Source organism: Bacillus sp. FJAT-14266, from assembly GCF_001719225.1.
GTDB classification, from domain to species: domain Bacteria; phylum Bacillota; class Bacilli; order Bacillales; family Bacillaceae; genus Bacillus; species Bacillus subtilis.
The window spans coordinates 2,651,365-2,671,620 of the sequence record NZ_CP017072.1; the positions used below are offsets into that span (position 1 = coordinate 2,651,365).

The following is a 20,256-nucleotide window of genomic DNA, read 5'->3' on the forward strand; positions in this document are numbered from 1 at the left end:
TATCATATGAATTTATTTTTTTCTTGTTAAAAGTGACCCCGCCAGCAAAAAAGTAGGGATGGCGGACATACCGATGACGAGCATCCAGTCCCCCGGCGTGATGGCTACAGTATGGAAAATCGGCTGAAGCGGCGGATAGTAGATTACTACAAGCATCAGCAAAATGGATGACAATACCGCGCCGATTAAATACAGGTTTTGAAACGGATTTCTAGAGAAAACAGAAGTTTCGCTGCGGCAGTCAAACACGTGAATAAGCTGAGCGAGCACCAATGTGGCAAACGCGATCGTCTGGGCATAAGCTAAGTTTTCCGGATTGCGGTGGTACACAATGATAAACGCTAAAATAGTGGCAACTCCGATTAAAAATCCTCTGGAAACGACCTTCCATCCTAGCTTGCGGGCAAATACCCCTTCTTTCGGATGACGGGGCTTGCGCTTCATGACGTCTCCTTCCGGCTGATCCATGCCGAGCGCCATCGCCGGCAATCCGTCCGTCACCAAGTTGACCCACAAAATCTGAATCGGAACGAGCGGTAAAGGAAGGGCGAGCAGCATCGCAAACAGCATGACAAGGATTTCTCCGACGTTAGACGCCAGCAGGTATCTGATAAACTTCCTGATATTTTCGTAGATGTTCCTGCCTTCTTTTATCGCCGATTTAATCGTCGCAAAATTATCATCCACGAGAACAAGAGATGATGCTTCTTTGGCCACATCTGTCCCGGTAATGCCCATAGAGACGCCGATATCAGCTTGTTTAATGGCAGGAGCATCATTGACGCCGTCTCCCGTCATCGCCACAATATGCCCGTTCTCCTGATAGGCTTTTACAATTTTTAGTTTATGTTCAGGGGAAACGCGGGCAAATACATATACATCCTCCACCACATGAGAAAGCTCTTCTTCAGAAAGTTCATTCAGCATCTTGCCGTCCATGATTTTGCCGCTTTTCGGAAGGAGGCGCAAGTCTTTCGCTATCGCTTTAGCGGTTTCTACATGATCACCTGTAATCATAACGGTCTTAATTCCTGCTTCACGGCATTCTTTTATCGCCTGCCTGACTTCCGGCCGCGGGGATCAATGATACCTGAAAGGCCAAGCATGGTCAGATCTTTTTCCGCCTGCTCCATTGACGGTGTTTCGCCTGCTTTTATCGGCCTGTAGGCGACCGCTATCGTTCTGAGTGCCTGTGATGCCAAATGTCTTAATACCGCCTCTGTTTCTGCTTTTCTTTCATTTGAAAAAAGAGCCGCTGAGCCGTCATAATAAATACGGGAAGATCGCTGCATCAGTACATCCGGTGCACCTTTTGTAATGATATAGCGCTTTCTGTCTTGATCCTCTACGATGACAGTCATCATTTTCCGTGCAGAATCAAACGGAAATTCTTCGACCACCCGGTAGTTTGATTCAACAAACTCCTTTGAAAAACCGCCTTTTCTTGCCGCGGTGAGCAGCGCTCCCTCTGTCGGATCTCCGTCAAGCACATATTCGCCGTCTCTTTTCTCAATATTGGAGTTGTTACAAAGCGCTCCGAACAGAAGCATCTGCTGAAGCGGCTTATGTTCATTGACACTGATCTCTTTTTCGTTTAGTGTGAAGCTTCCTTTCGGTTCATAGCCGGCCCCTGCCACTCTCCATGTTTTCCCTCCGGACCAGACATGTGTCACCGTCATTTTGTTTTGGGTCATTGTCCCTGTTTTATCTGAACAAATGATAGACGCACACCCAAGCGTTTCAACAGCAGGAAGCTTTCTAACAATGGATTTTTGTTTAATCATCCTCTGTACACCAAGCGAAAGCGCCACTGTCACAATCGCCGGCAGCCCCTCCGGAATAGCGGCTACCGCTAACGAGACACCTGCTAAAAACATACTGTACAGATCATGACCCTGAATAACACCGACAGCAACGACAAGTACGGTCAGAAGCAATGCAACAACAATCAAAATCTTCCCGAGCTGCTCCAGTCTTCTTTGCAGCGGGGTTGACAATGTCCCTGCCGATTCAAGCATGTCGGCAATTTTCCCCATAGCCGTATTCATTCCTGTCCCGACGACAACCCCGACACCGCTGCCGCGGGTCACAATCGTACCCATAAATGCCATATTGGTAATATCGCCGAGTGAAACATCCGGTTTTTTCAATTTATCAGCATGCTTCACAACCGGGATTGATTCCCCGGTTAGCGCTGATTCTTCTATTTCAAGGCTTCTCGCTTCAACAATTCGAACGTCTGCGCCAATTCTGTCCCCGCTCGTAAATTTCACAATATCACCCGGCACCAGTTCCTTAGAAGGAATCTTTGTCCAGCTTCCTTCCCTGAGTGCCATGACGTGCGGTGTTGAAAGCTCTTTTAAAGCCTGAAGAGATTGCTCAGCACGCCTTTCTTGAAAGAAACCGAGTATGCCATTCACAAACACAATCGCAATAATCGCAACCGCATCTACATATTCACCAAGAAATCCTGAGATTAACGTTGCCGCCAGAAGCACAAGCACCATAAAATCTTTGAACTGCGCGAAAAACAAGAGAAGCGCTGAAGTTTTTTTCCCTTCTTGCAGCTCGTTTGGTCCATGCTTGTCAAGGCGTTTTTTTACCTCTTTTTCTGTTAATCCTTGTTTCATGGACGTATTGGTTGCCTCTAGTAAATCTGTTTGTCCCATTTCATGAAACTTCATTCCGCTCGTCCACTCCCCTGCTCTCTTATAGAGATATCACTCTATAAGCATGCTTATTCTGACTCGTCCCATTTCATGCTATAATTATCGAATGCAGGAAGAATGAGAGGGTGTATTGCATATGTCGTTTGATGGCATGTTTACATACGGAATGACACACGAACTTAACGATAAAATAATGGGCGGACGAATTACAAAAATCCATCAGCCATATAAGCACGATGTGATTTTCCACATCCGTGCCAAGGGAAAAAACCAAAAACTATTATTATCGGCACATCCGAGCTATTCACGGGTGCATATCACGGCACAAGCTTATGAAAATCCAAGCGAACCGCCAATGTTTTGCATGTTGCTGAGAAAGCATATCGAAGGCGGATTCATTGAGAAAATTGAACAAGCGGGCTTAGACCGCATTATGATTTTTCATATCAAAAGCCGAAACGAAATTGGCGATGAAACCGTACGAAAGCTTTATGTAGAAATTATGGGCCGCCACAGCAATATCATTTTGACTGACGCAGCAGAAAATGTGATCATCGACGGACTTAAGCATTTATCACCGTCAATGAACAGCTACCGTACAGTACTGCCCGGCCAAGATTATAAGCTTCCGCCTGCTCAGGACAAAATATCGCCTCTTGAGGCGTCAGAAGATGATATTTTGCGTCACCTCAGCTTTCAAGAAGGAAGGCTTGATAAACAAATTGTCGACCACTTTTCAGGCGTGTCTCCGCTTTTCGCCAAAGAAGCGGTTCACAGAGCAGGCCTTGCCAACAAAGTCACACTGCCAAAAGCGTTGCTGGCACTGTTTGCCGAAGTGAAAGAGCACCGTTTCATTCCCAACATTACGACTGTAAACGGAAAGGAATATTTTTATCTGCTGGAGCTGACTCATCTAAAGGGCGAAGCGCGCCGTTTTGATTCATTAAGCGAACTGCTCGACCGTTTTTATTTCGGAAAAGCTGAACGAGACCGGGTCAAGCAACAGGCTCAGGATCTTGAGCGTTTTGTTGTGAACGAACGGAAGAAGAATGCCAACAAAATCAAAAAATTAGAGAAAACCCTGGAGTATTCGGAAAACGCGAAGGAATTTCAGCTTTACGGAGAGCTTTTAACCGCTAATTTATATATGCTAAAAAAAGGTGATAAACAGGCTGAGGTCATCAATTATTATGATGAAGAAAGCCCGACAATCACGATTCCTTTAAACCCAAACAAAACGCCTTCTGAAAACGCACAGGCCTATTTCACGAAGTATCAGAAAGCGAAAAATTCGGTCGCAGTTGTCGAGGAGCAAATCAGGCTGGCACAGGAAGAGATCGAATATTTTGATCAGCTGATTCAGCAGCTTTCGTCCGCTTCTCCCCGGGATATCAGCGAAATCAGGGAAGAGCTTGTAGAGGGCAAATATTTACGCCCTAAGCAGCAAAAAGGCCAGAAAAAGCAAAAACCGCACAATCCGGTGTTAGAAACATATGAATCCACCTCAGGCCTGACTATTTTAGTGGGTAAGAACAATCGCCAAAATGAATATTTAACGACCAGAGCGGCGGCCAGAGACGATATCTGGCTTCACACGAAGGACATTCCCGGCTCCCATGTTGTGATCAGGAGCAGCGAACCTGATGAGCAAACAATCATGGAAGCCGCGACAATTGCAGCTTATTTTTCAAAAGCTAAAGATTCAAGTTCAGTGCCTGTAGATTATACAAAAATCAGGCATGTCAAAAAACCAAACGGCGCGAAACCCGGTTTCGTCACTTATGACAGCCAGCATACCGTCTTTGTCACGCCTGATGCTGATACTGTCATCAAGCTCAAAAAAAGCTGAGCCGCATAAAGAAAAGCCAGAGCATTTGTGCTCTGGCTTATTTCTTTCTTCTCACCTGATAAAGCCTGTTCACTTCAGCAACAAAATCGCCGTCAATCAGCTTATCCACGTTTTCAGCAAGCTCTTTCGTGTGCTTTGGACTGGCTCCGCTTGTAGAAACAGACACAGTGACATGCCCTCTTATTACGATTTTCGGCATATATACATTGCCAAGCTCAGCGTCACTGACACAATTGACAAGCTGAAAAGGCGAAGCGGATTGGGCAATTTCTTTGTTCACTGCCGCATTATCCGTCGCAGCAATAATGAAGAAAGCATTGAGATAATCTTCTTTTTCAATTGTCCGTTTTTCCCATTTGATACGCCGCTCTTCTGCCATTTGCTTGATTTCCGGTTCCACATCCGGACTGACAAGCGTTATATCAGCTCCCTCAGAAATCACCGTTTTCAGCCTTCTGAGAGCGATGCTTCCGCCCCCCGCAATCACAACCTTCTTCTTTTCCAGGCTAATGTGCAGCGGAAGCATATGAACCTCCATCAAAATCAAATTGTCCCTCAGAATTTGCCGCAGTTTCTCTCACACGGTTCAAAAATGCGTTTTTCACATGAGGATGAAAACCGATATAGGAAGAGAGGTAGACGTTCGGATTATGGGCTTTTAATTTCTGAACCTCTCGTTCGATTTCATTCATCAGCATACCCGTAAAAAGCAAATATGGAACGATAAAGGTTGTTATGCCGTCATCTTTTTTAAGTTCTGAAAAAACCTCTTTGTAATTAGGGCCGCATGCTGTCAAAAAGCACGGAATGACTTCCTTGACTGGAATTATTTCCTGAAGAAGATTAGCAATACCGGTTACGTCTCTTTTGACATCTGGATCTGAACTTCCCCTTCCGATGAGTACCACTCTGGCATTTTCATATGGAACACCTATGTCTTTCATTCGGTGATATACAGCCTTGACTACTTCTTCGTCAATCCCGATCGGCTTTCCGTATGAAATGCGGACTGACGGATATCGGGATGCAACACGGGCAATTTCTTCCGGAATATCATGTTTTGCATGCGCAGCTGTTAAAAGAAGCAGAGGCACCACTGCGATATGAGTGGCGCCTTGCTTCACACATGCTTCAAATCCTGTCTCAATTGTGGGCTCCTGAAGCTCTAAAAAGCTGATTTCTTGTACTGGCACAGAGATGTGGGCCTTGCATCCTTCCAAAAAGGCTGCGGCTTCTTGCTGTGCTTTTTTGACCCGGCTGCCGTGGCCGACATATAAAATTGCTTGTTTCATTTTTACAACGCCTCGCTTAAATCTTGTTTTTTCAGTTCAGATTCAAACCATTCCAGCTTATAGTGATAATTTACAACATTTCCAATGACAATTAAACTCGGATTTGTAATGTTTTCTTTTATCACCGTTTCTGAAAGGGTGTCAACTGTACAAAAAACAGATTTTTGCTTGTCCGTTGTTCCCCAATGAATAAAGGCTGCCGGCGTAGAACCGTCCCGGCCGTTTTCAAGGAGTTTTCTTTCAATCTGCTGCACGTTTTTGATACCCATATAGATGACAAGTGTATCAATTCCTGTAGCCAGCGCTTTCCACTTTTCCTCAAAATCTTCTTCTTTTTTATAATGACCCGTTACAAAAGCGACGTTAGAGCCCGCCTCCCGATGAGTAACAGGAATCCCGGCATAAGCGGCTGCCGCGATTCCAGACGTAATGCCGGGGATGATTTCAAACGGAATTCCGTTTTCAGAGAGACATTCCGCTTCTTCTCCCCCCCTGCCGAACACAAAAGGGTCTCCGCCTTTCAGCCTGACAACGGTTTTCCCTTTTTGCGCATACTTTACAAGAAACCGATTGATGGTTTCTTGCTTCATCGTATGAAAATCTGGAAGCTTCCCGCAGTAGATCAGGTCTGCTTGCTCTTTGGCATATTGTAAAATCTCTTTATTTACTAATCTGTCATATAAGATGACATCAGCTTTTTCAATGGCTTTCAGCGCTTTAATTGTCAGCAGATCAGGGTCACCGGGACCCGCTCCTACAATATATACTTTCCCCATCGTATTTCCCCCGATCTATTCGAGTTCTTCCAGAGCATTCGCTGTGATGATGTTCTCGCTTGCATTCCGGCATCTGAGAAGAACGCAGCAGATCATATTCAGCTCAATTTTTGTTTAACAAACTCGATCAGCTGATTTTTACACGCTTCACGGTCATGCTGTCCTGATTCAAGAACGAGCTCTGGAGCTTCCGGTTCTTCATAAGGAGAATCAATTCCTGTAAAGAACGGAATCTCGCCGTTTCTTGCTTTTTTGTAAAGCCCTTTCGGATCTCTTTGTTCACAAATATCAAGGTCGCATTTAATGTAGACTTCATTAAATTCGCCCGCTTCCACAAGCTCGCGAACCTGTTGCCTGTCCTCGCGGAAAGGAGAGATAAAAGCAGTAATCACAATGGTTCCCTGCTGAACAAAAAGCTTTGCCACCTCTCCGATTCGGCGGATGTTTTCTTTTCGGTCTTCATCAGAAAAACCAAGATCCTTATTTAAGCCGTGACGGATATTATCCCCGTCAAGCACAATCACTTGGTAGCCTTGCTCAAACAATTCTCTCGCAGCGGCGTTGGCAATCGTTGATTTGCCTGAGCCGCTTAACCCTGTCAGCCAGAGAATGGAGCTTTTATGCTTGTTTTTTTGCTGGTACTCTTCTTTTGTGATAGAGGCTTCATGCCATACAATATCGCGATTTGTCACTGCCAGTCCTCCTTAAGATACGCCTACTTCTTCTTTTTTCTTCATCCCTTTGATTAACACTTCTACGACTTCTTTTCGACTGAATTCAGCAGGCGGCAGCACACCGTCTCTCAGCATACCTCTTACCTTAGTGCCTGATAAAATGACGTGATGCTCTCTGCCATGAGGGCAAGTTTTCGCTGTTCCCATATTTCCGCATTTTTTACAGAAGAAGCTGTGCTCAAATTTCAGCGGTGTAATTCCGAGTTCTTCAGGTTTAAATGTGTCAAACAGCTCCTGTGCTTCGTATGTTCCGTAATAGTCGCCTACACCTGCATGATCACGGCCGACGATGAAATGTGTGCAGCCGTAGTTCTTTCTGACAAGCGCGTGGAAAATTGCTTCTCTCGGGCCTGCATAACGCATCGCCGCTAAAAAGACACCAAGGAAAACGCGATCTTTCGGGTAATAATGATCAAGAAGCACTTGGTAGCTTTCCATCCGTACATCAGCTGGAATGTCATCAGATTTTGTTTCACCTACTAACGGATTCAAGAACAAGCCGTCTACTGTTTCAAGAGCCGTTTTTTGAATGTATTCATGCGCTCTGTGAACAGGGTTTCTTGTTTGGAAACCGACAATGGTTTCCCAGCCTTTTTCCGCAAACTGGCGTCTCGTTTCTAACGGTTCAAATGTAAATTCAGGGAACTGTTTTGAAGCTTTTTTAATCAACGTAATCGGCCCGCCGACATATGTATTGCCGCGGCTGAACAGCTTTTTAACACCAGGATGCTCCTGTTCATCTGTTTTGTACACATTGACAGCTTCTTTTTGTTTGTCAGGCACGTACAGGTCTTCGATTTGGATAACGCCGTATGTTTCTCCTTCATACGTTAACTTTACCGTTTCACCAAGTGACAGTTCCGCTGCTTTTTGCGCATCGACCGGAAGCGTGATTGGAAGAGACCAGACAACGCCGGAAGAAAGACGCATGTTTTCGACTACAGATACGTAATCTTTTTCATTAAAGAAACCTTCAATCGGGCTGTATGCACCGATACCGATCAATTCCAAATCCGCGAAAGAAATTAAATCAAGTTCAATTTCTTTTTGAATGCCGCTCACATCATATGATTCATCTACTCTGTTTACTAATGTTCCTCCGTGTGGTGCTAAGCTCATAATAGCCATCTCCTCCTAGTTAACTTATAAAATTACTCAGATTAATGATCAGATTCCCCCGCCTTGTTCGTGGACTGAGCGTCTCTCTTTACGAATGGTCTTTGTCAGGCTGACGGCACCGCCCGCCGCTAAAAGCACACTTACCATGATAAAGATCGAATAATAATCTGCTTTTAAAAACAAGGATACAAGCAGATAAGAAATCGATAAAGATAAAAACGGCGATACGATCCATACCTTCAGCATCGTTTGAACAACTTGTTTATGGAACACGTTCGGACCGTTTTTTGCCATGCCTATTCCGATAATAGACGATGACGTGACTTGCGCCAAGGGCACCGGCATCCCAAATACAGAACTGATGATCACCAGTCCGGCTCCTGTACCGGATAAGAGAATGCCTTCCCCTTTGGAGAATCTCGTAATTTTCTTCCCGTTTGTTTCTAGCACACGCCGGCCTAATAACAGTGCGCCAAGAGCAACAAAAGCTCCTCCATACAAGGTTCCTTTTCCGACATCAAGCACACCGGCAGCTACTAACGGGCCAACAGCATTCGCCACGTTATTCATGCCGGCAGAGAATGCTTCGAAAAATCCGGCAACTAACAAAACAACGCCGAGGATTTTTTGCTTTTTAGAAGATTTTACTTCAATCTTAAAATAACGAAACAGCTTAGATACGAAATAGGTGAAGCCGAAAGCGAACAGCGGGACAAAAACCCAAAATGACACAATGATCAGAAGATTGTTCACAAACAATACTTTATAAGCCACTCCCACGCCGACAACCGCGCCGACTGTTACTTCACTTGTCGACAAAGGAATGCCGAGCAGATTAGCAGTAAAGAGCGACAGGGCAGCAGCTCCAATAATGATGCAAACAATCGTCAGTGTAATCGTCTGCTCAGGAATAATGCCGGAGCTGATTGTTTTTACAACCTCGCCTCCGCCAATGACCGCCCCGGCAAAGACACCGACTGCGCATAGGATCAAAGCGTAGGTTTTCTTTTTGATGGCTCCGGAGCCGTAAGCAACCCCCATCGAAGCTGCAGCGCCGCTTGCACCAATATTCATCGCGAAAAACAAGCTAAATAAAATAGCGGCTAATTCCATTTTGCAGCTCCTTATTCATGCAGTCCGCATTCTGTTTTCGCCATACCATTCCATCTGCCTGAGCGCAAATCCTCTGCTGTAAAAGCGGGAGCAGTGCAAGGCGCACATCCAATACTTGGATATCCTTGGTCATGAAGCGGATTGTAGTCCAGTTCATTCCGGGATGTGTATCTCCAAATGTCTTTCCAAGTCCAATGGATAAGCGGGCAAACTTTTACTGACTTGAATTTTTCATCTTTGTTTAAGAAATTCGTATTGGCACGGCTTGGCCCTTGATCACGACGCAGGCCGGAAAGCCAGGCTGGATGTCCTGAAAGCGCCTCTCTTAAAGGAACGACCTTTCTAAGATAGCAGCACTGATTCGGCTCTCTTTCCCACAGTTTGTCACCATGTTCTTCGGCTTGTTCCTCAAGGGTGAGGTCTGGTTTTTTCAGGATGATATTAAGACCCGGATAACGCTCTTTCACTCGTTCAATTGTTTCATAGGTTTCTTTAAAATGAAGTCCTGTATCAAGAAACACAATCTCTGCGTCTTTTTTCACTTTATAAATTAAGTCAATCAGAACGATTCCCTCAATTCCGAAACTGCAGGCATAAACAAGTTGATTGCCGTAATGGCCGTATGCCCATTTTAAAACTGACAGCGCTCCTTTATAAGGATCGTCTTCCGGAAATGTAATCGTTGGTTCTTCCCAATTATCATACGTTAACATTTCTTCTTTCCTCCTTTCGGAGACAAACAAACAGTAGCTTTCTGCCGGTTGTCTTTTCCCATGTAATGTGATTCGCGGCTGCTGATATACAGATAGCCTTTTTACCTCTTAAAATAAAAAACTTTCAATCCGGCGGAAAGAAAGACAGGAACAGCATGTAGCCCTTATCTTTCAAAATGGAATTCATTTTGCTGGAAGTAGCACCTTACAAACTATGCAGGTTGCCGGGCTTCATAGGTCCAGTCCCTCAGCCGCTCTTGATAAGTTTTTAGATTTGTAGTAAATTTTAGCACAATTCTAACATAAGTCAACCCGACTTTTTTTATAGGATTAATAAAAAAACAGGCCTCACAGCCTGTTTTCAAGTACATCAAGGCTTTGAAGCCTCTTTACATCATTTGAATTTATTTTTTATTTTTTAAACCAATCTTTCGACTCGGGATTTCGTTTCCATGTTTGCAGCTTTTTTAGATCATCTGAATGAATATTTCCATTTTCAAGCGCGACCTCTGTGAGCGTATCATAATCGGTTAATGAGTAGTATGGCAGTTCTGCCTTTGCGAAGGCTTCCTCCGCTTTAGGAAGTCCGTACGTAAAGATTGAGACGACACCAAGCACCTCACAGCCGGCCGCTTGTAAAGCTGCACAAGCTTCAAGCACGCTGCCTCCTGTGGAGATTAAGTCTTCAATGACGACTGTTTTTTGCCCTTCTTGCACAGCTCCCTCAATCTGATTGCCTTTTCCGTGCGACTTCGGCTTGCTCCTCACATAACACATCGGAAGATTCAAACGGTCAGCCGCAAGAGCAGCATGAGGAATACCGGCAGTTGCTGTTCCCGCAATCATTTCAGCTTCAGGAAAATGCTCTTTGACAAGCTTGCTGATACCTGAGGCGACATCGTTTCTGACCTCTGGGAAAGATAGCGTAAGGCGGTTGTCACAGTAGATTGGTGATAAAATGCCGCTTGCCCATGTGAACGGCTCGTTCGGGCGTAAAAATACAGCTTGGATGTCTAATAGATGTTTTGCGATGATTTGTTTCAAGATTTGATTCCCTCCCATTCAAGTCTGACAGCCTTATAGGCTTTTACCGGGTCTTCCGCTTTTGTAATCGAGCGTCCTACTACAATCGCTGATGAACCTTTCTCTCTTGCAATAGCAGGCGTCGCTACGCGGACTTGGTCATTCGCAGCGTCCTCAGACATTCTGATCCCCGGAGTGACAGTCAGAAATGAAGGCGACACCGCTTGGTAAATGGCTTTTGCTTCATGAACAGAGCAGACCACTCCATCCAGTCCGCTCTCTTCCGCCTGTTTGCTGTAGTGCACAACCGTATCAATCAGAGATTTTTCGATTAGCAGTTCATCTTTCATGATTTGTTCAGATGTGCTTGTCAGCTGGGTTACCGCGATCAGTGACGGACGTTTTTTTCCAGCCGGCGTACCTTCTTCTAAGCCTTCGAGAGCTGCCTGCATCATTTTTTTGCCCCCAGCAGCATGAACATTGACGAGATCTACTCCGAGACTGGCAAGGCGCTTCATCGCTTTGTTTACAGTAGTCGGGATGTCATGAAGCTTTAGATCTAAAAACAGCTCGCAGTTTCTTTCTTTTAATTGTTTCACGATCGATGGCCCTTCTTGATAAAAAAGCTCCATTCCAACCTTTACAAATAACGGTTCTTGCTGAAAAGGAGCTAAGAACGCGAGTGTTTCTTCAGCTGATGCAAAATCAAGCGCGATGATGGGCAGGTTGTTTTTCATGATTCCAGCTCCTTCCGATGCATTCTTCAATTGATTGATAGCCGTATTGGCGCAAAACAGATGGGAGCTGTTCAATAATCTCTGGACATGCAAAAGGATTCACAAAATTTGCTGTTCCGACAGCGACTGCGCTTGCTCCCGCGAGAAGAAATTCCAGGGCATCTTCAGCCGTTCGCACGCCTCCCATTCCAATAATCGGGATGTTGACCATCTGGCTGACTTCATACACCATGCGAATGGCAACCGGCTTCACAGCAGGGCCTGAAAGTCCCCCTGTTTTATTCGCTAATATCGGTTTGCCGGTTTTTAAATCGAGTCTCATGCCGATTAGTGTGTTGATCATCGTAAGACCGTCCGCTCCCGCTTCCTCGATCGCTAAGGCAATTTCTGTGATATTGGCCACGTTCGGAGAAAGCTTCACATAAACGGGTACATTCGAAACCTCTTTCACCGCTTTTGTCAAATCGGCAGCCATTTCAGGATTCGTGCCAAAAGCGATTCCGCCTGTTTTCACATTCGGGCAGGAAATATTCAATTCAAGAGCATGAACATTAGGCGCTTTGCTGATATGCTCTGCGACTTCAACATAATCCTCGACTTGAGAACCTGCGACATTGGCAATGATCGGCGTATCAAACTGCTCAAGCCACGGCAGCTCATTATGCAACACACTATCCAGCCCCGGATTTTGGAGACCGATCGCATTGAGCATTCCAGCACCAGTCTCAGCTACCCGCGGCGTCGGATTCCCAAAGCGTGGCTCCTTTGTCGTAGCCTTAATCATGATGGCTCCAAGACAAGACAAATCATAAAAACGTGAAAATTCTTTTCCAAAACCGAAGCAGCCTGATGCAGGAATGATTGGGTTTTTCAAATCAAGTCCCGGCAATTTCACCTCTAGCATTACAGCGCCACCTCCTGAGCTTTAAATACAGGCCCGTCGAGACATACTTTTACATAGGACGTCTCACTTTCGTTTGTATGGCACACACACGCGAAGCATGCGCCGATTCCGCAGCCCATTCGTTCCTCCATGGACAGATATACTTCTTTATGGGCATATTCCTGTTTTAACGCCTTGAGCATCGGTGTCGGCCCGCAGCTGAGGAGGATATCAAACTCTAGATTTTTCCGTTTAATCACATCTGTGACAAATCCGGTTTCCCCGTAGCTTCCGTCAGCTGTTGCCACATACGTGTCTCCGTACTGCCGGCATTCTTCCTCGTAAAAAACATCCTTTGCCGATTGGAATCCTAAAACGTGGATGACATTTACCCCTTTTTCAATCAAGCGTTTCGACAGCTCTTGGAGAGGCGGCACACCTACTCCGCCTCCTACCAGCAAAGCCGTCTTTCCGGGTTGAACTTCATTAACAGGAAAGCCATTTCCCAAAGGCCCGAGGACATCCACAAGTTCTCCCTGCTGCTTCAGTGACAAGAGTCTTGTCCCTTCCCCATCTACCCGATAAATGATGGTGACTTCATTTTTTTCAAAGTTGACGTCTGCGATGCTGATCGGCCTTCTCAAAAGAGGCGTAACCGCTTCGCTCACTTTAAGATGAAGGAACTGTCCAGGGGTTGTAAACCCTTGGACAAGCTCCCCTTTCAGAACCATTTGAAACACCCGGTCTGCAATTTGCTGGTTAGAACATACTGTCAAATACGCTTTTTTCATATAGTGACTGCCGCCTCCTGATTTGTGTTGACTGCCGGCATTTGATCAGCACGGAATGTCATGCTTTCCAGCACTCGCAATATCGCCTCTGCCGTATCTAAAGATGTTAGGCAGGCAACACCATTTTCTACTGATTCACGTCTGATTCTAAAACCGTCTCTTGCCGGCTGCTTTCCTTTTGTCAGCGTATTGATGACAAACTGCGCTTCTCCGTTTCTGATGACGTCAAGCAAGTTCGGGCCATCCTGACCGATTTTTCCGACGACCTTCGCTGGAATGGAAGCTTCTTTCAAGTAGCCTGCCGTTCCTTCCGTCGCTAAAATGTTGTAGCCGATCGCGTGGAACCGCTTAGCAATGGCAAGCCCTTCTTCTTTGTCCTTATCAGCTACTGTTAAAAGCACGGAACCGTAGTTCGGGATTTGAATACCTGAAGCAATCAAGGCTTTGTAGAGCGCCTTTTCAAGTGTCGAATCTTTCCCCATGACTTCACCGGTTGATTTCATTTCAGGCCCTAACGTAATGTCCACTCTTCTCAGCTTGGCAAAGGAGAAAACCGGCGCTTTTACAAATACACCTTGCTGTTCAGGCTGAAGGCCCTCTGTATAGCCAAACGCAGCCAGCTTTTGACCAAGAATGATTTTTGTTGCGAGATTCGCCATTGGGATACCCGTAATTTTGCTTAAAAACGGTACGGTTCTGCTTGATCTCGGATTCACTTCTAGCACGTACACCTCGCCTTGCGACAAGACGAATTGAATATTGAGCAAACCGACAATATTCAGCCCTTTAGCCAATGCGATCGTGTATTGTTCAATTTTTTTCTTAATGTCCTCTGTGAGAGACTGAGGCGGATAAACAGCGATCGAGTCTCCGGAGTGAACGCCCGCACGTTCAATGTGCTCCATAATTCCCGGAATGACGACTGTTTCACCGTCGGATACTGCATCGACTTCAATTTCTTTTCCTGTCAAGTATCTGTCAATTAATACAGGGTGCTGTGGATTGATTTTAACTGCGTTTTTCATGTAATGAAGCAGCTCTTCTTCATGATACACAATCTCCATCGCCCGGCCGCCAAGTACATAGGAAGGACGCACCAGTACTGGATAACCGATATCACTCGCGATGCTTACCGCCTGATCAACTGATGTCGCTGTTTTGCCAAGCGGCTGAGGAACACCAAGTTCTCCAAGCGCTTGTTCAAATTTATCCCGGTCTTCTGCACGGTCTAAATCTTCTAATGAAGTTCCAAGGATTTTCACTCCGCGTGCAGAAAGCTCGTCAGCAAGGTTAATCGCAGTTTGTCCGCCGAACTGTACGACAACGCCCATTGGCTGTTCAAGGTCAATGATGTGCATAACATCTTCAATCGTAAGCGGTTCAAAATACAGCTTGTCTGAGATGCTGAAGTCTGTTGAAACGGTTTCCGGGTTGTTGTTGACAATAATGGCTTCATAGCCTGCTTGTTTAATTGCCCATACAGAGTGAACCGTCGCATAGTCGAACTCGACACCCTGACCGATTCGAATCGGACCCGAACCAAGCACCATCACACTTTTCTTATCTGTAACGACAGATTCATTTTCTTCTTCGTATGTGCTATAGAAGTATGGCGTTTCTGACTCGAATTCCGCCGCACATGTATCTACCATTTTGAATACAGGAGCAATCCCCGCTTGTTTTCTCAAGCTGTAAAGCTCGGATTCTTTCATTTTCCACTCGCGGCTGATGTACTGATCAGAGAAGCCGAGTTCTTTTGCCCGTCTCAGCACATCTGTATCGCCCGCATTCGCCTTCAGTTCTTTTTCAAACTGTACGATTCCGAACAGCTTATGCAAGAAGAAGACATCGATAGCGGAAAATTCATGGAGGTCTTCTACCGTGTAGCCTCTTCTGTACGCTTCAGCTAAGTAGAATAAGCGTTCATCACCGGCCTTTTTAATTCGCTTTTCAAGAAGCTCATTTGAAATGTCAGCGGCGTCCTTCAATTCAAGATGATACACATCCGCTTCCAGTGATCGCACTGCCTTCAGCAATGACTCTTCAAGCGTGCGGCCGATTGCCATGACCTCACCTGTCGCTTTCATTTGCGTGCCAAGCTTTCTGTTTGCTGATTCAAATTTATCAAACGGCCAGCGCGGAATTTTGGATACGACATAGTCAAGAGCAGGTTCAAAAGCTGCATATGTTTTTCCTGTTACCGGGTTCATCATTTCATCTAATGAAAGGCCGACTGCAATTTTAGCAGCGAGCTTTGCTATCGGGTATCCCGTTGCTTTTGATGCAAGGGCAGATGAACGGCTGACACGCGGATTTACTTCAATAATGTAATATTGGAAGCTGTCTGGATCTAAGGCAAGCTGGACGTTACATCCGCCTTCGATTCCAAGCGCGCGAATCAGTTTTAACGATACATTCCGCAAGAGCTGATATTCGCGATCGCTGAGCGTTTGGCTTGGCGCGACAACAATACTGTCTCCAGTATGGATTCCAACCGGATCAATGTTTTCCATGTTACAAACGACAATGGCGTGATCTTGGCTGTCTCTCATGACTTCATACTCGATTTCTTTATAGCCGGCGATGCTTTTTTCAAGCAGACATTGGTGTACCGGGCTTAATTTCAAGCCGTTCTCAACGATTTCTTTTAGCTCTGTTTCATTCGAGCAGATGCCTCCGCCTGTTCCGCCTAATGTATATGCCGGGCGGACAATGACAGGGAATCCAATTTGACTGACGAATTTTTCTGCTTCTTCAAGGGAGTGGATAATCTCACTTTCAGGCACCGGTTCGTTCAGTTCATTCATTAATGTTCTGAACAAGTCACGGTCTTCAGCTTGCTGAATCGCAGACAGTTTTGTGCCAAGCACTTCGACGCCGCATTCTGCCAGAACACCTCTTTCAGAAAGCTCAACCGCAAGATTCAAACCGGTTTGGCCTCCGAGTGTAGGAAGAATAGCATCCGGGCGCTCTTTTCTGATAATTCGTGTCAGGAATTCAGGTGTGAGCGGTTCGATATAAACCCGGTCAGCCATTTCTGTATCTGTCATGATCGTGGCAGGGTTTGAGTTGACAAGGATGACTTCATAGCCTTCTTCTTTCAAAGCAAGACAGGCTTGTGTTCCCGCATAGTCAAATTCTGCTGCTTGACCGATGATGATCGGTCCAGATCCGATTACTAAAATTTTGTTAATGTCTACGCGTTTTGGCATACCGCTTCCCCTTCTTTCTCTGTTGTTTCGATCATTTCGATGAATCTGTCAAATAGATGGTTGGCATCCTCAGGACCAGGTGAGGCTTCGGGATGATATTGAACCGTAAATGCCGGCAATGTTTTATGCTTCAGCCCTTCAATCGTATCGTCGTTAATTGCGATATGCGTCACTTCCAGTTCTGTTTTACTGATAGACGAAACTGTATATCCATGGTTTTGAGATGTTAAGGCAACTTTTCCTGTAGCCAGCTCTTTTACCGGGTGGTTTGAGCCCCTGTGGCCGAATTTCATTTTTTCAGTATTCGCCCCGCACGCCAGCGCGAATAATTGGTGGCCGAGACATATTCCGAATAATGGCACTTTTCCAAGAACACCTTTAATCATTTCAATCGCTTCAGGCACATCCTTCGGGTCTCCAGGTCCGTTAGAAAGCATGATACCGTCCGGTTTCAGCTGAAGCACCTCTTCCGCTGTAATGTTGTAAGGCACAACGATGACGTCACATTTCCGTTTGTTCAGCTCTCTTAGAATCCCGTGTTTCATGCCGAAGTCAACCAAGACAATGCGTTTGCCTCTTCCCGGGCTCGGATATGCTGTTTTTGCTGATACTTGGGATACTTGATTTCTTGGCAATTCCGTTTCGTTCAGTCTTTTCAGCACTGCTTCGATATCTTCATCAGATGAAGCGAATGTTCCTTTTAGCGCGCCTGCCGTGCGGATCATTCTTGTCAGCTTCCTTGTATCAATTCCCTGGAGTCCGGGAATGTTTTTCATTTTTAAATACTCGTCTAAGGTGTATGCTGAACGCCAGTTGGAAGGCAGCTCACATAATTCTTTGATGATCAGCCCTTTGACAAAAGGGGTAATGGATTCAAAATCATCACGGTTAATGCCGTAATTTCCGATAAGCGGGTATGTTAATGTTACGATCTGTCCGCAGTAAGAAGGATCAGATAAAATTTCCTGATAGCCTGTCATCCCAGTATTAAAAACGACTTCTCCCATGTTGTGTTCTAAGCTTCCGAAGGCTTCTCCCTCGAATACCGCTCCGTTTTCCAGTACTAATCGTCTCTTCATTTGACAAGTCTCCCCTCTTCATAAGCAAGCTTCCCTGCCGCAATTGTAGCGACCGGCCAGCCGGTGCAGCTGATGCCGTTGAATGGTGTATTTTTTCCTTTTGATAAAAATGTCTCTTTGTCTATAACTGCTTCTTTTTCTAAATCGATTAACGTAATGTCCGCAGCTTGCCCCGTTTGTAATGTTCCATATGGGAGACCGAACGCTTCGCATGGCTTGATTGTCATGTAGTCAATCAACTGCTTCAGCGACCAGCTGCCATTTTTGACAAAGTGTGTGTAAAGAAGCGGGAATGCTGTTTCTAAGCCGACAATTCCGAATGGCGCCAGTTTCATTTCTGTGTTTTTCTCTTCTTCCGTATGCGGTGCATGGTCTGTTGCGATAAAATCAATTGTTCCGTCTAAAAGACCTTCAATTAAAGCAGCTCTGTCTTCTGCACTGCGGAGCGGCGGATTCATTTTATAGTTTGTGTCCAGCCCCGGGATGTCCTCATCACAAAGCAGCAAATGATGCGGCGACACTTCTGCTGTCACTCTGATTCCCGCTTTTTTCGCATCGCGTACAACTCTGACAGATTCTTTCGTGCTGATATGGCATACATGATAATGGCAGTTTGCCGCCTCAGCCAGCAGCACATCGCGGGCAATATGAACCGATTCACACACAGAAGGAATGCCGTTTAGCCCGTTCGCTTTGGAGAATGTCCCCTCATGTACGCTTCCTCCGTAAATTAAGGAGTTGTCCTCGCAATGTGCAACAATTGCTTTGTCAATTGCAGCTGCCCGTTTCATCGCTTCATACATCATTCCTGCTGTCTGTATACCAACACCGTCATCTGTAAAAGCAAATGCCCCGGCTTCTTTTAACGCTTCAAAGTTTGTCATTTCATCGCCGATTTGCCTGATCGTAATGGATGCATATGGAAGAACTCTGACGCATGAAGTTTCTTTAATTCTGTTTTGCACCCATTCCATCTGCTCCTTTGTATCAGGAACCGGCCGCGTATTCGGCATTGCTGCTACTGTAGTATAGCCGCCGCGTGCCGCCGCTTTGGCCCCGGTTTCAATAGTTTCTTTTTTCTCTCCGCCCGGCTCTCTGAAATGCACGTGGAGATCAACAAACCCAGGTGAAACGAGCAAACCTTTTGCATCAATTACCGTTTCATTATCCGTTGCATCAAGCTTGCCGATTGCGGTGATGGTTTCTCCAGTCACTCGGATATCCGCTTCTGTTTTTTCACCATTTTCGTTTAGTATCCAGCCGTTTTTAATGAGATATGACATACGCTGCTTCTCCTCTTTTCACATTGGTTTGTAAGGCACGCTGTATCACTGCCATTCTGATAAATACGCCATTTTGCATTTGCTTGAAGATTCTTGATTTTTCGCTTTCTACTAAGCTGTCATCAATCTCCACTCCTCTGTTTACCGGAGCAGGATGCATGATGATCGCATGCCGCTTCATACGCTCAGCCCGTTCTACGGTCAAGCCGTATTTGTTTAAATAGCCTTCCTGTCTGACAGCGGATTGATGTCGTTCATTTTGAATGCGCAGCAGCATGACAACATCGGAAGACTCAACTGCTTCATCCATTGAGACATACGTGCCGAATGTATTTTCTTCATCCTGCCATTCCGAAGGGCCGGAAAATAGGACCCGGGCACCCAATCTTGTCAACACTTCCGCATTTGACCTTGCCACTCTGCTATGCTTGATGTCACCGTGAATGGAGACGGTAAGCCCTTTGAACGTATTGAACTCTTCATAAATCGTCATTAAATCAAGCAGTGATTGTGTCGGATGCTGGCCGCATCCGTCTCCCGCATTCAGAATCGGAATGTTCACCTGGCTGACAAGCTCTTCATAATACTCATCCTCACTGTGCCTGATGACGCAGACGTCCACACCGATTGATTCGAGCGTCCGGATCGTGTCATATAAGGTTTCGCCTTTTTGCACGCTTGTGCTTGTTCCATCAAGGTTTAGCACATTCATGCCCAGCTTTTTTTCTGCGACCTCAAAGCTGAACCGCGTTCTCGTGCTCGGTTCGAAAAACAGGTTTGCGGCAAACTTTCCTGTAAGCTGATTGTCTGTTTTTCCGCTTTTGAGCTCTTGTGCTGTTTGAAGCAAATCTTTGATTTCCTCAGTGCTGAGTTCACTCATCGTCGTTAAATGCTTCATGTTCTTTCCCCTCTCTTTTCAACTTAAGGCTGAAAAAAACCCCGGTCTAAGATAGACTCGGGGTACGGTTAAATAGAGGGCAGCA

At 45.6% G+C, this 20,256-nt stretch carries 16 protein-coding genes, 1 pseudogene and 1 riboswitch; of the genes and pseudogenes, 1 reads left to right on the forward strand and 16 read right to left on the reverse strand.

The genetic code is table 11. The features are described 5' to 3' along the window. Positions 1 to 12 precede the first annotated feature (12 nt). Positions 13 to 2,684 (reverse strand): annotated as a pseudogene (locus tag BGM23_RS13635) (calcium-translocating P-type ATPase, SERCA-type). A gap of 121 nt (positions 2,685 to 2,805) precedes the next feature. Here BGM23_RS13635 and rqcH point away from each other — a divergent pair. Further along, on the forward strand, positions 2,806 to 4,518 hold the full coding sequence (rqcH, locus tag BGM23_RS13640) for a tRNA modification protein RqcH (RefSeq protein ID WP_029726495.1): 1,713 nt from the start codon (positions 2,806 to 2,808) through the stop codon (positions 4,516 to 4,518). Positions 4,519 to 4,555: 37 nt separating this feature from the next. Here the strand turns inward: rqcH and sirC are convergent, their stop codons facing one another. The 15 genes from sirC to BGM23_RS13715 form a co-directional block, all read right to left on the reverse strand. Beyond that, positions 4,556 to 5,044 (reverse strand): precorrin-2 dehydrogenase, encoded by a 489-nt coding sequence (gene sirC, locus BGM23_RS13645; RefSeq protein WP_029726496.1) that lies wholly within the window; start codon positions 5,042 to 5,044, stop codon positions 4,556 to 4,558. Continuing rightward, positions 5,025 to 5,810, reverse strand: coding sequence for a sirohydrochlorin chelatase (gene sirB, locus BGM23_RS13650; protein WP_015715865.1), 786 nt, complete (start codon positions 5,808 to 5,810; stop codon positions 5,025 to 5,027). Before sirB ends, sirC begins: the two co-directional genes overlap by 20 nt. Positions 5,811 to 5,812: 2 nt before the next feature. Beyond that, positions 5,813 to 6,586 (reverse strand): uroporphyrinogen-III C-methyltransferase, encoded by a 774-nt coding sequence (gene cobA / locus BGM23_RS13655; protein ID WP_015715864.1) that lies wholly within the window; start codon positions 6,584 to 6,586, stop codon positions 5,813 to 5,815. Positions 6,587 to 6,684: 98 nt separating this feature from the next. Continuing rightward, positions 6,685 to 7,278, reverse strand: coding sequence for an adenylyl-sulfate kinase (gene cysC / locus BGM23_RS13660; protein ID WP_015715863.1), 594 nt, complete (start codon positions 7,276 to 7,278; stop codon positions 6,685 to 6,687). Positions 7,279 to 7,290: 12 nt separating this feature from the next. Further along, entirely contained in the window at positions 7,291 to 8,439 is a 1,149-nt protein-coding gene (gene sat / locus BGM23_RS13665) for a sulfate adenylyltransferase (protein ID WP_014479751.1), read from the reverse strand. A 48-nt stretch (positions 8,440 to 8,487) separates the two neighbouring features. Continuing rightward, entirely contained in the window at positions 8,488 to 9,552 is a 1,065-nt protein-coding gene (gene cysP, locus BGM23_RS13670) for a sulfate permease (RefSeq protein ID WP_015715862.1), read from the reverse strand. An 11-nt stretch (positions 9,553 to 9,563) separates the two neighbouring features. Beyond that, complete coding sequence (locus BGM23_RS13675) at positions 9,564 to 10,265, reverse strand: phosphoadenylyl-sulfate reductase (RefSeq protein WP_003221498.1); 702 nt, start codon at positions 10,263 to 10,265, stop codon at positions 9,564 to 9,566. A 161-nt stretch (positions 10,266 to 10,426) separates the two neighbouring features. After that, positions 10,427 to 10,532, reverse strand: a riboswitch (SAM riboswitch). Between the two features lie 144 nt (positions 10,533 to 10,676). Continuing rightward, on the reverse strand, positions 10,677 to 11,309 hold the full coding sequence (pyrE, locus tag BGM23_RS13680) for an orotate phosphoribosyltransferase (RefSeq protein WP_029726497.1): 633 nt from the start codon (positions 11,307 to 11,309) through the stop codon (positions 10,677 to 10,679). After that, positions 11,306 to 12,025: an orotidine-5'-phosphate decarboxylase gene (gene pyrF / locus BGM23_RS13685; protein ID WP_003232107.1), complete on the reverse strand. Its 720-nt coding sequence runs from the start codon at positions 12,023 to 12,025 to the stop codon at positions 11,306 to 11,308. Before pyrF ends, pyrE begins: the two co-directional genes overlap by 4 nt. Then, positions 11,994 to 12,929, reverse strand: a complete 936-nt coding sequence (locus BGM23_RS13690; RefSeq protein WP_029726498.1) for a dihydroorotate dehydrogenase — start codon at positions 12,927 to 12,929, stop codon at positions 11,994 to 11,996. Before BGM23_RS13690 ends, pyrF begins: the two co-directional genes overlap by 32 nt. Beyond that, the gene (pyrK, locus tag BGM23_RS13695) at positions 12,929 to 13,699 is read right to left on the reverse strand and encodes a dihydroorotate oxidase B electron transfer subunit (RefSeq protein ID WP_014479746.1); all 771 of its coding nucleotides are present in this window, start codon (positions 13,697 to 13,699) and stop codon (positions 12,929 to 12,931) included. The genes BGM23_RS13690 and pyrK overlap by 1 nt, the downstream gene beginning before the upstream one ends. Beyond that, positions 13,696 to 16,911, reverse strand: a complete 3,216-nt coding sequence (carB, locus tag BGM23_RS13700; protein WP_029726499.1) for a carbamoyl-phosphate synthase (glutamine-hydrolyzing) large subunit — start codon at positions 16,909 to 16,911, stop codon at positions 13,696 to 13,698. The genes pyrK and carB overlap by 4 nt, the downstream gene beginning before the upstream one ends. Then, positions 16,896 to 17,990, reverse strand: coding sequence for a carbamoyl phosphate synthase small subunit (locus BGM23_RS13705; protein WP_003232115.1), 1,095 nt, complete (start codon positions 17,988 to 17,990; stop codon positions 16,896 to 16,898). The genes carB and BGM23_RS13705 overlap by 16 nt, the downstream gene beginning before the upstream one ends. Continuing rightward, positions 17,987 to 19,273 (reverse strand): dihydroorotase, encoded by a 1,287-nt coding sequence (locus BGM23_RS13710; RefSeq protein ID WP_003232117.1) that lies wholly within the window; start codon positions 19,271 to 19,273, stop codon positions 17,987 to 17,989. Before BGM23_RS13710 ends, BGM23_RS13705 begins: the two co-directional genes overlap by 4 nt. Then, on the reverse strand, positions 19,257 to 20,171 hold the full coding sequence (locus BGM23_RS13715) for an aspartate carbamoyltransferase catalytic subunit (RefSeq protein WP_029726500.1): 915 nt from the start codon (positions 20,169 to 20,171) through the stop codon (positions 19,257 to 19,259). Before BGM23_RS13715 ends, BGM23_RS13710 begins: the two co-directional genes overlap by 17 nt. Positions 20,172 to 20,256: the final 85 nt, after the last annotated feature.

Coding starts and splice junctions, on each gene's coding strand:
- rqcH (WP_029726495.1), top strand. CDS start 2,806: ATGTCGTTTGATGGCATGTTTACATACGGAATGACACACGAACTTAAC.
- sirC (WP_029726496.1), bottom strand. CDS start 5,044: ATGCTTCCGCTGCACATTAGCCTGGAAAAGAAGAAGGTTGTGATTGCG.
- sirB (WP_015715865.1), bottom strand. CDS start 5,810: ATGAAACAAGCAATTTTATATGTCGGCCACGGCAGCCGGGTCAAAAAA.
- cobA (WP_015715864.1), bottom strand. CDS start 6,586: ATGGGGAAAGTATATATTGTAGGAGCGGGTCCCGGTGACCCTGATCTG.
- sat (WP_014479751.1), bottom strand. CDS start 8,439: ATGAGCTTAGCACCACACGGAGGAACATTAGTAAACAGAGTAGATGAA.
- cysP (WP_015715862.1), bottom strand. CDS start 9,552: ATGGAATTAGCCGCTATTTTATTTAGCTTGTTTTTCGCGATGAATATT.
- BGM23_RS13675 (WP_003221498.1), bottom strand. CDS start 10,265: ATGTTAACGTATGATAATTGGGAAGAACCAACGATTACATTTCCGGAA.
- pyrF (WP_003232107.1), bottom strand. CDS start 12,025: ATGAAAAACAACCTGCCCATCATCGCGCTTGATTTTGCATCAGCTGAA.
- BGM23_RS13690 (WP_029726498.1), bottom strand. CDS start 12,929: ATGCTAGAGGTGAAATTGCCGGGACTTGATTTGAAAAACCCAATCATT.
- pyrK (WP_014479746.1), bottom strand. CDS start 13,699: ATGAAAAAAGCGTATTTGACAGTATGTTCTAACCAGCAAATTGCAGAC.
- carB (WP_029726499.1), bottom strand. CDS start 16,911: ATGCCAAAACGCGTAGACATTAACAAAATTTTAGTAATCGGATCTGGA.
- BGM23_RS13705 (WP_003232115.1), bottom strand. CDS start 17,990: ATGAAGAGACGATTAGTACTGGAAAACGGAGCGGTATTCGAGGGAGAA.
- BGM23_RS13710 (WP_003232117.1), bottom strand. CDS start 19,273: ATGTCATATCTCATTAAAAACGGCTGGATACTAAACGAAAATGGTGAA.
- BGM23_RS13715 (WP_029726500.1), bottom strand. CDS start 20,171: ATGAAGCATTTAACGACGATGAGTGAACTCAGCACTGAGGAAATCAAA.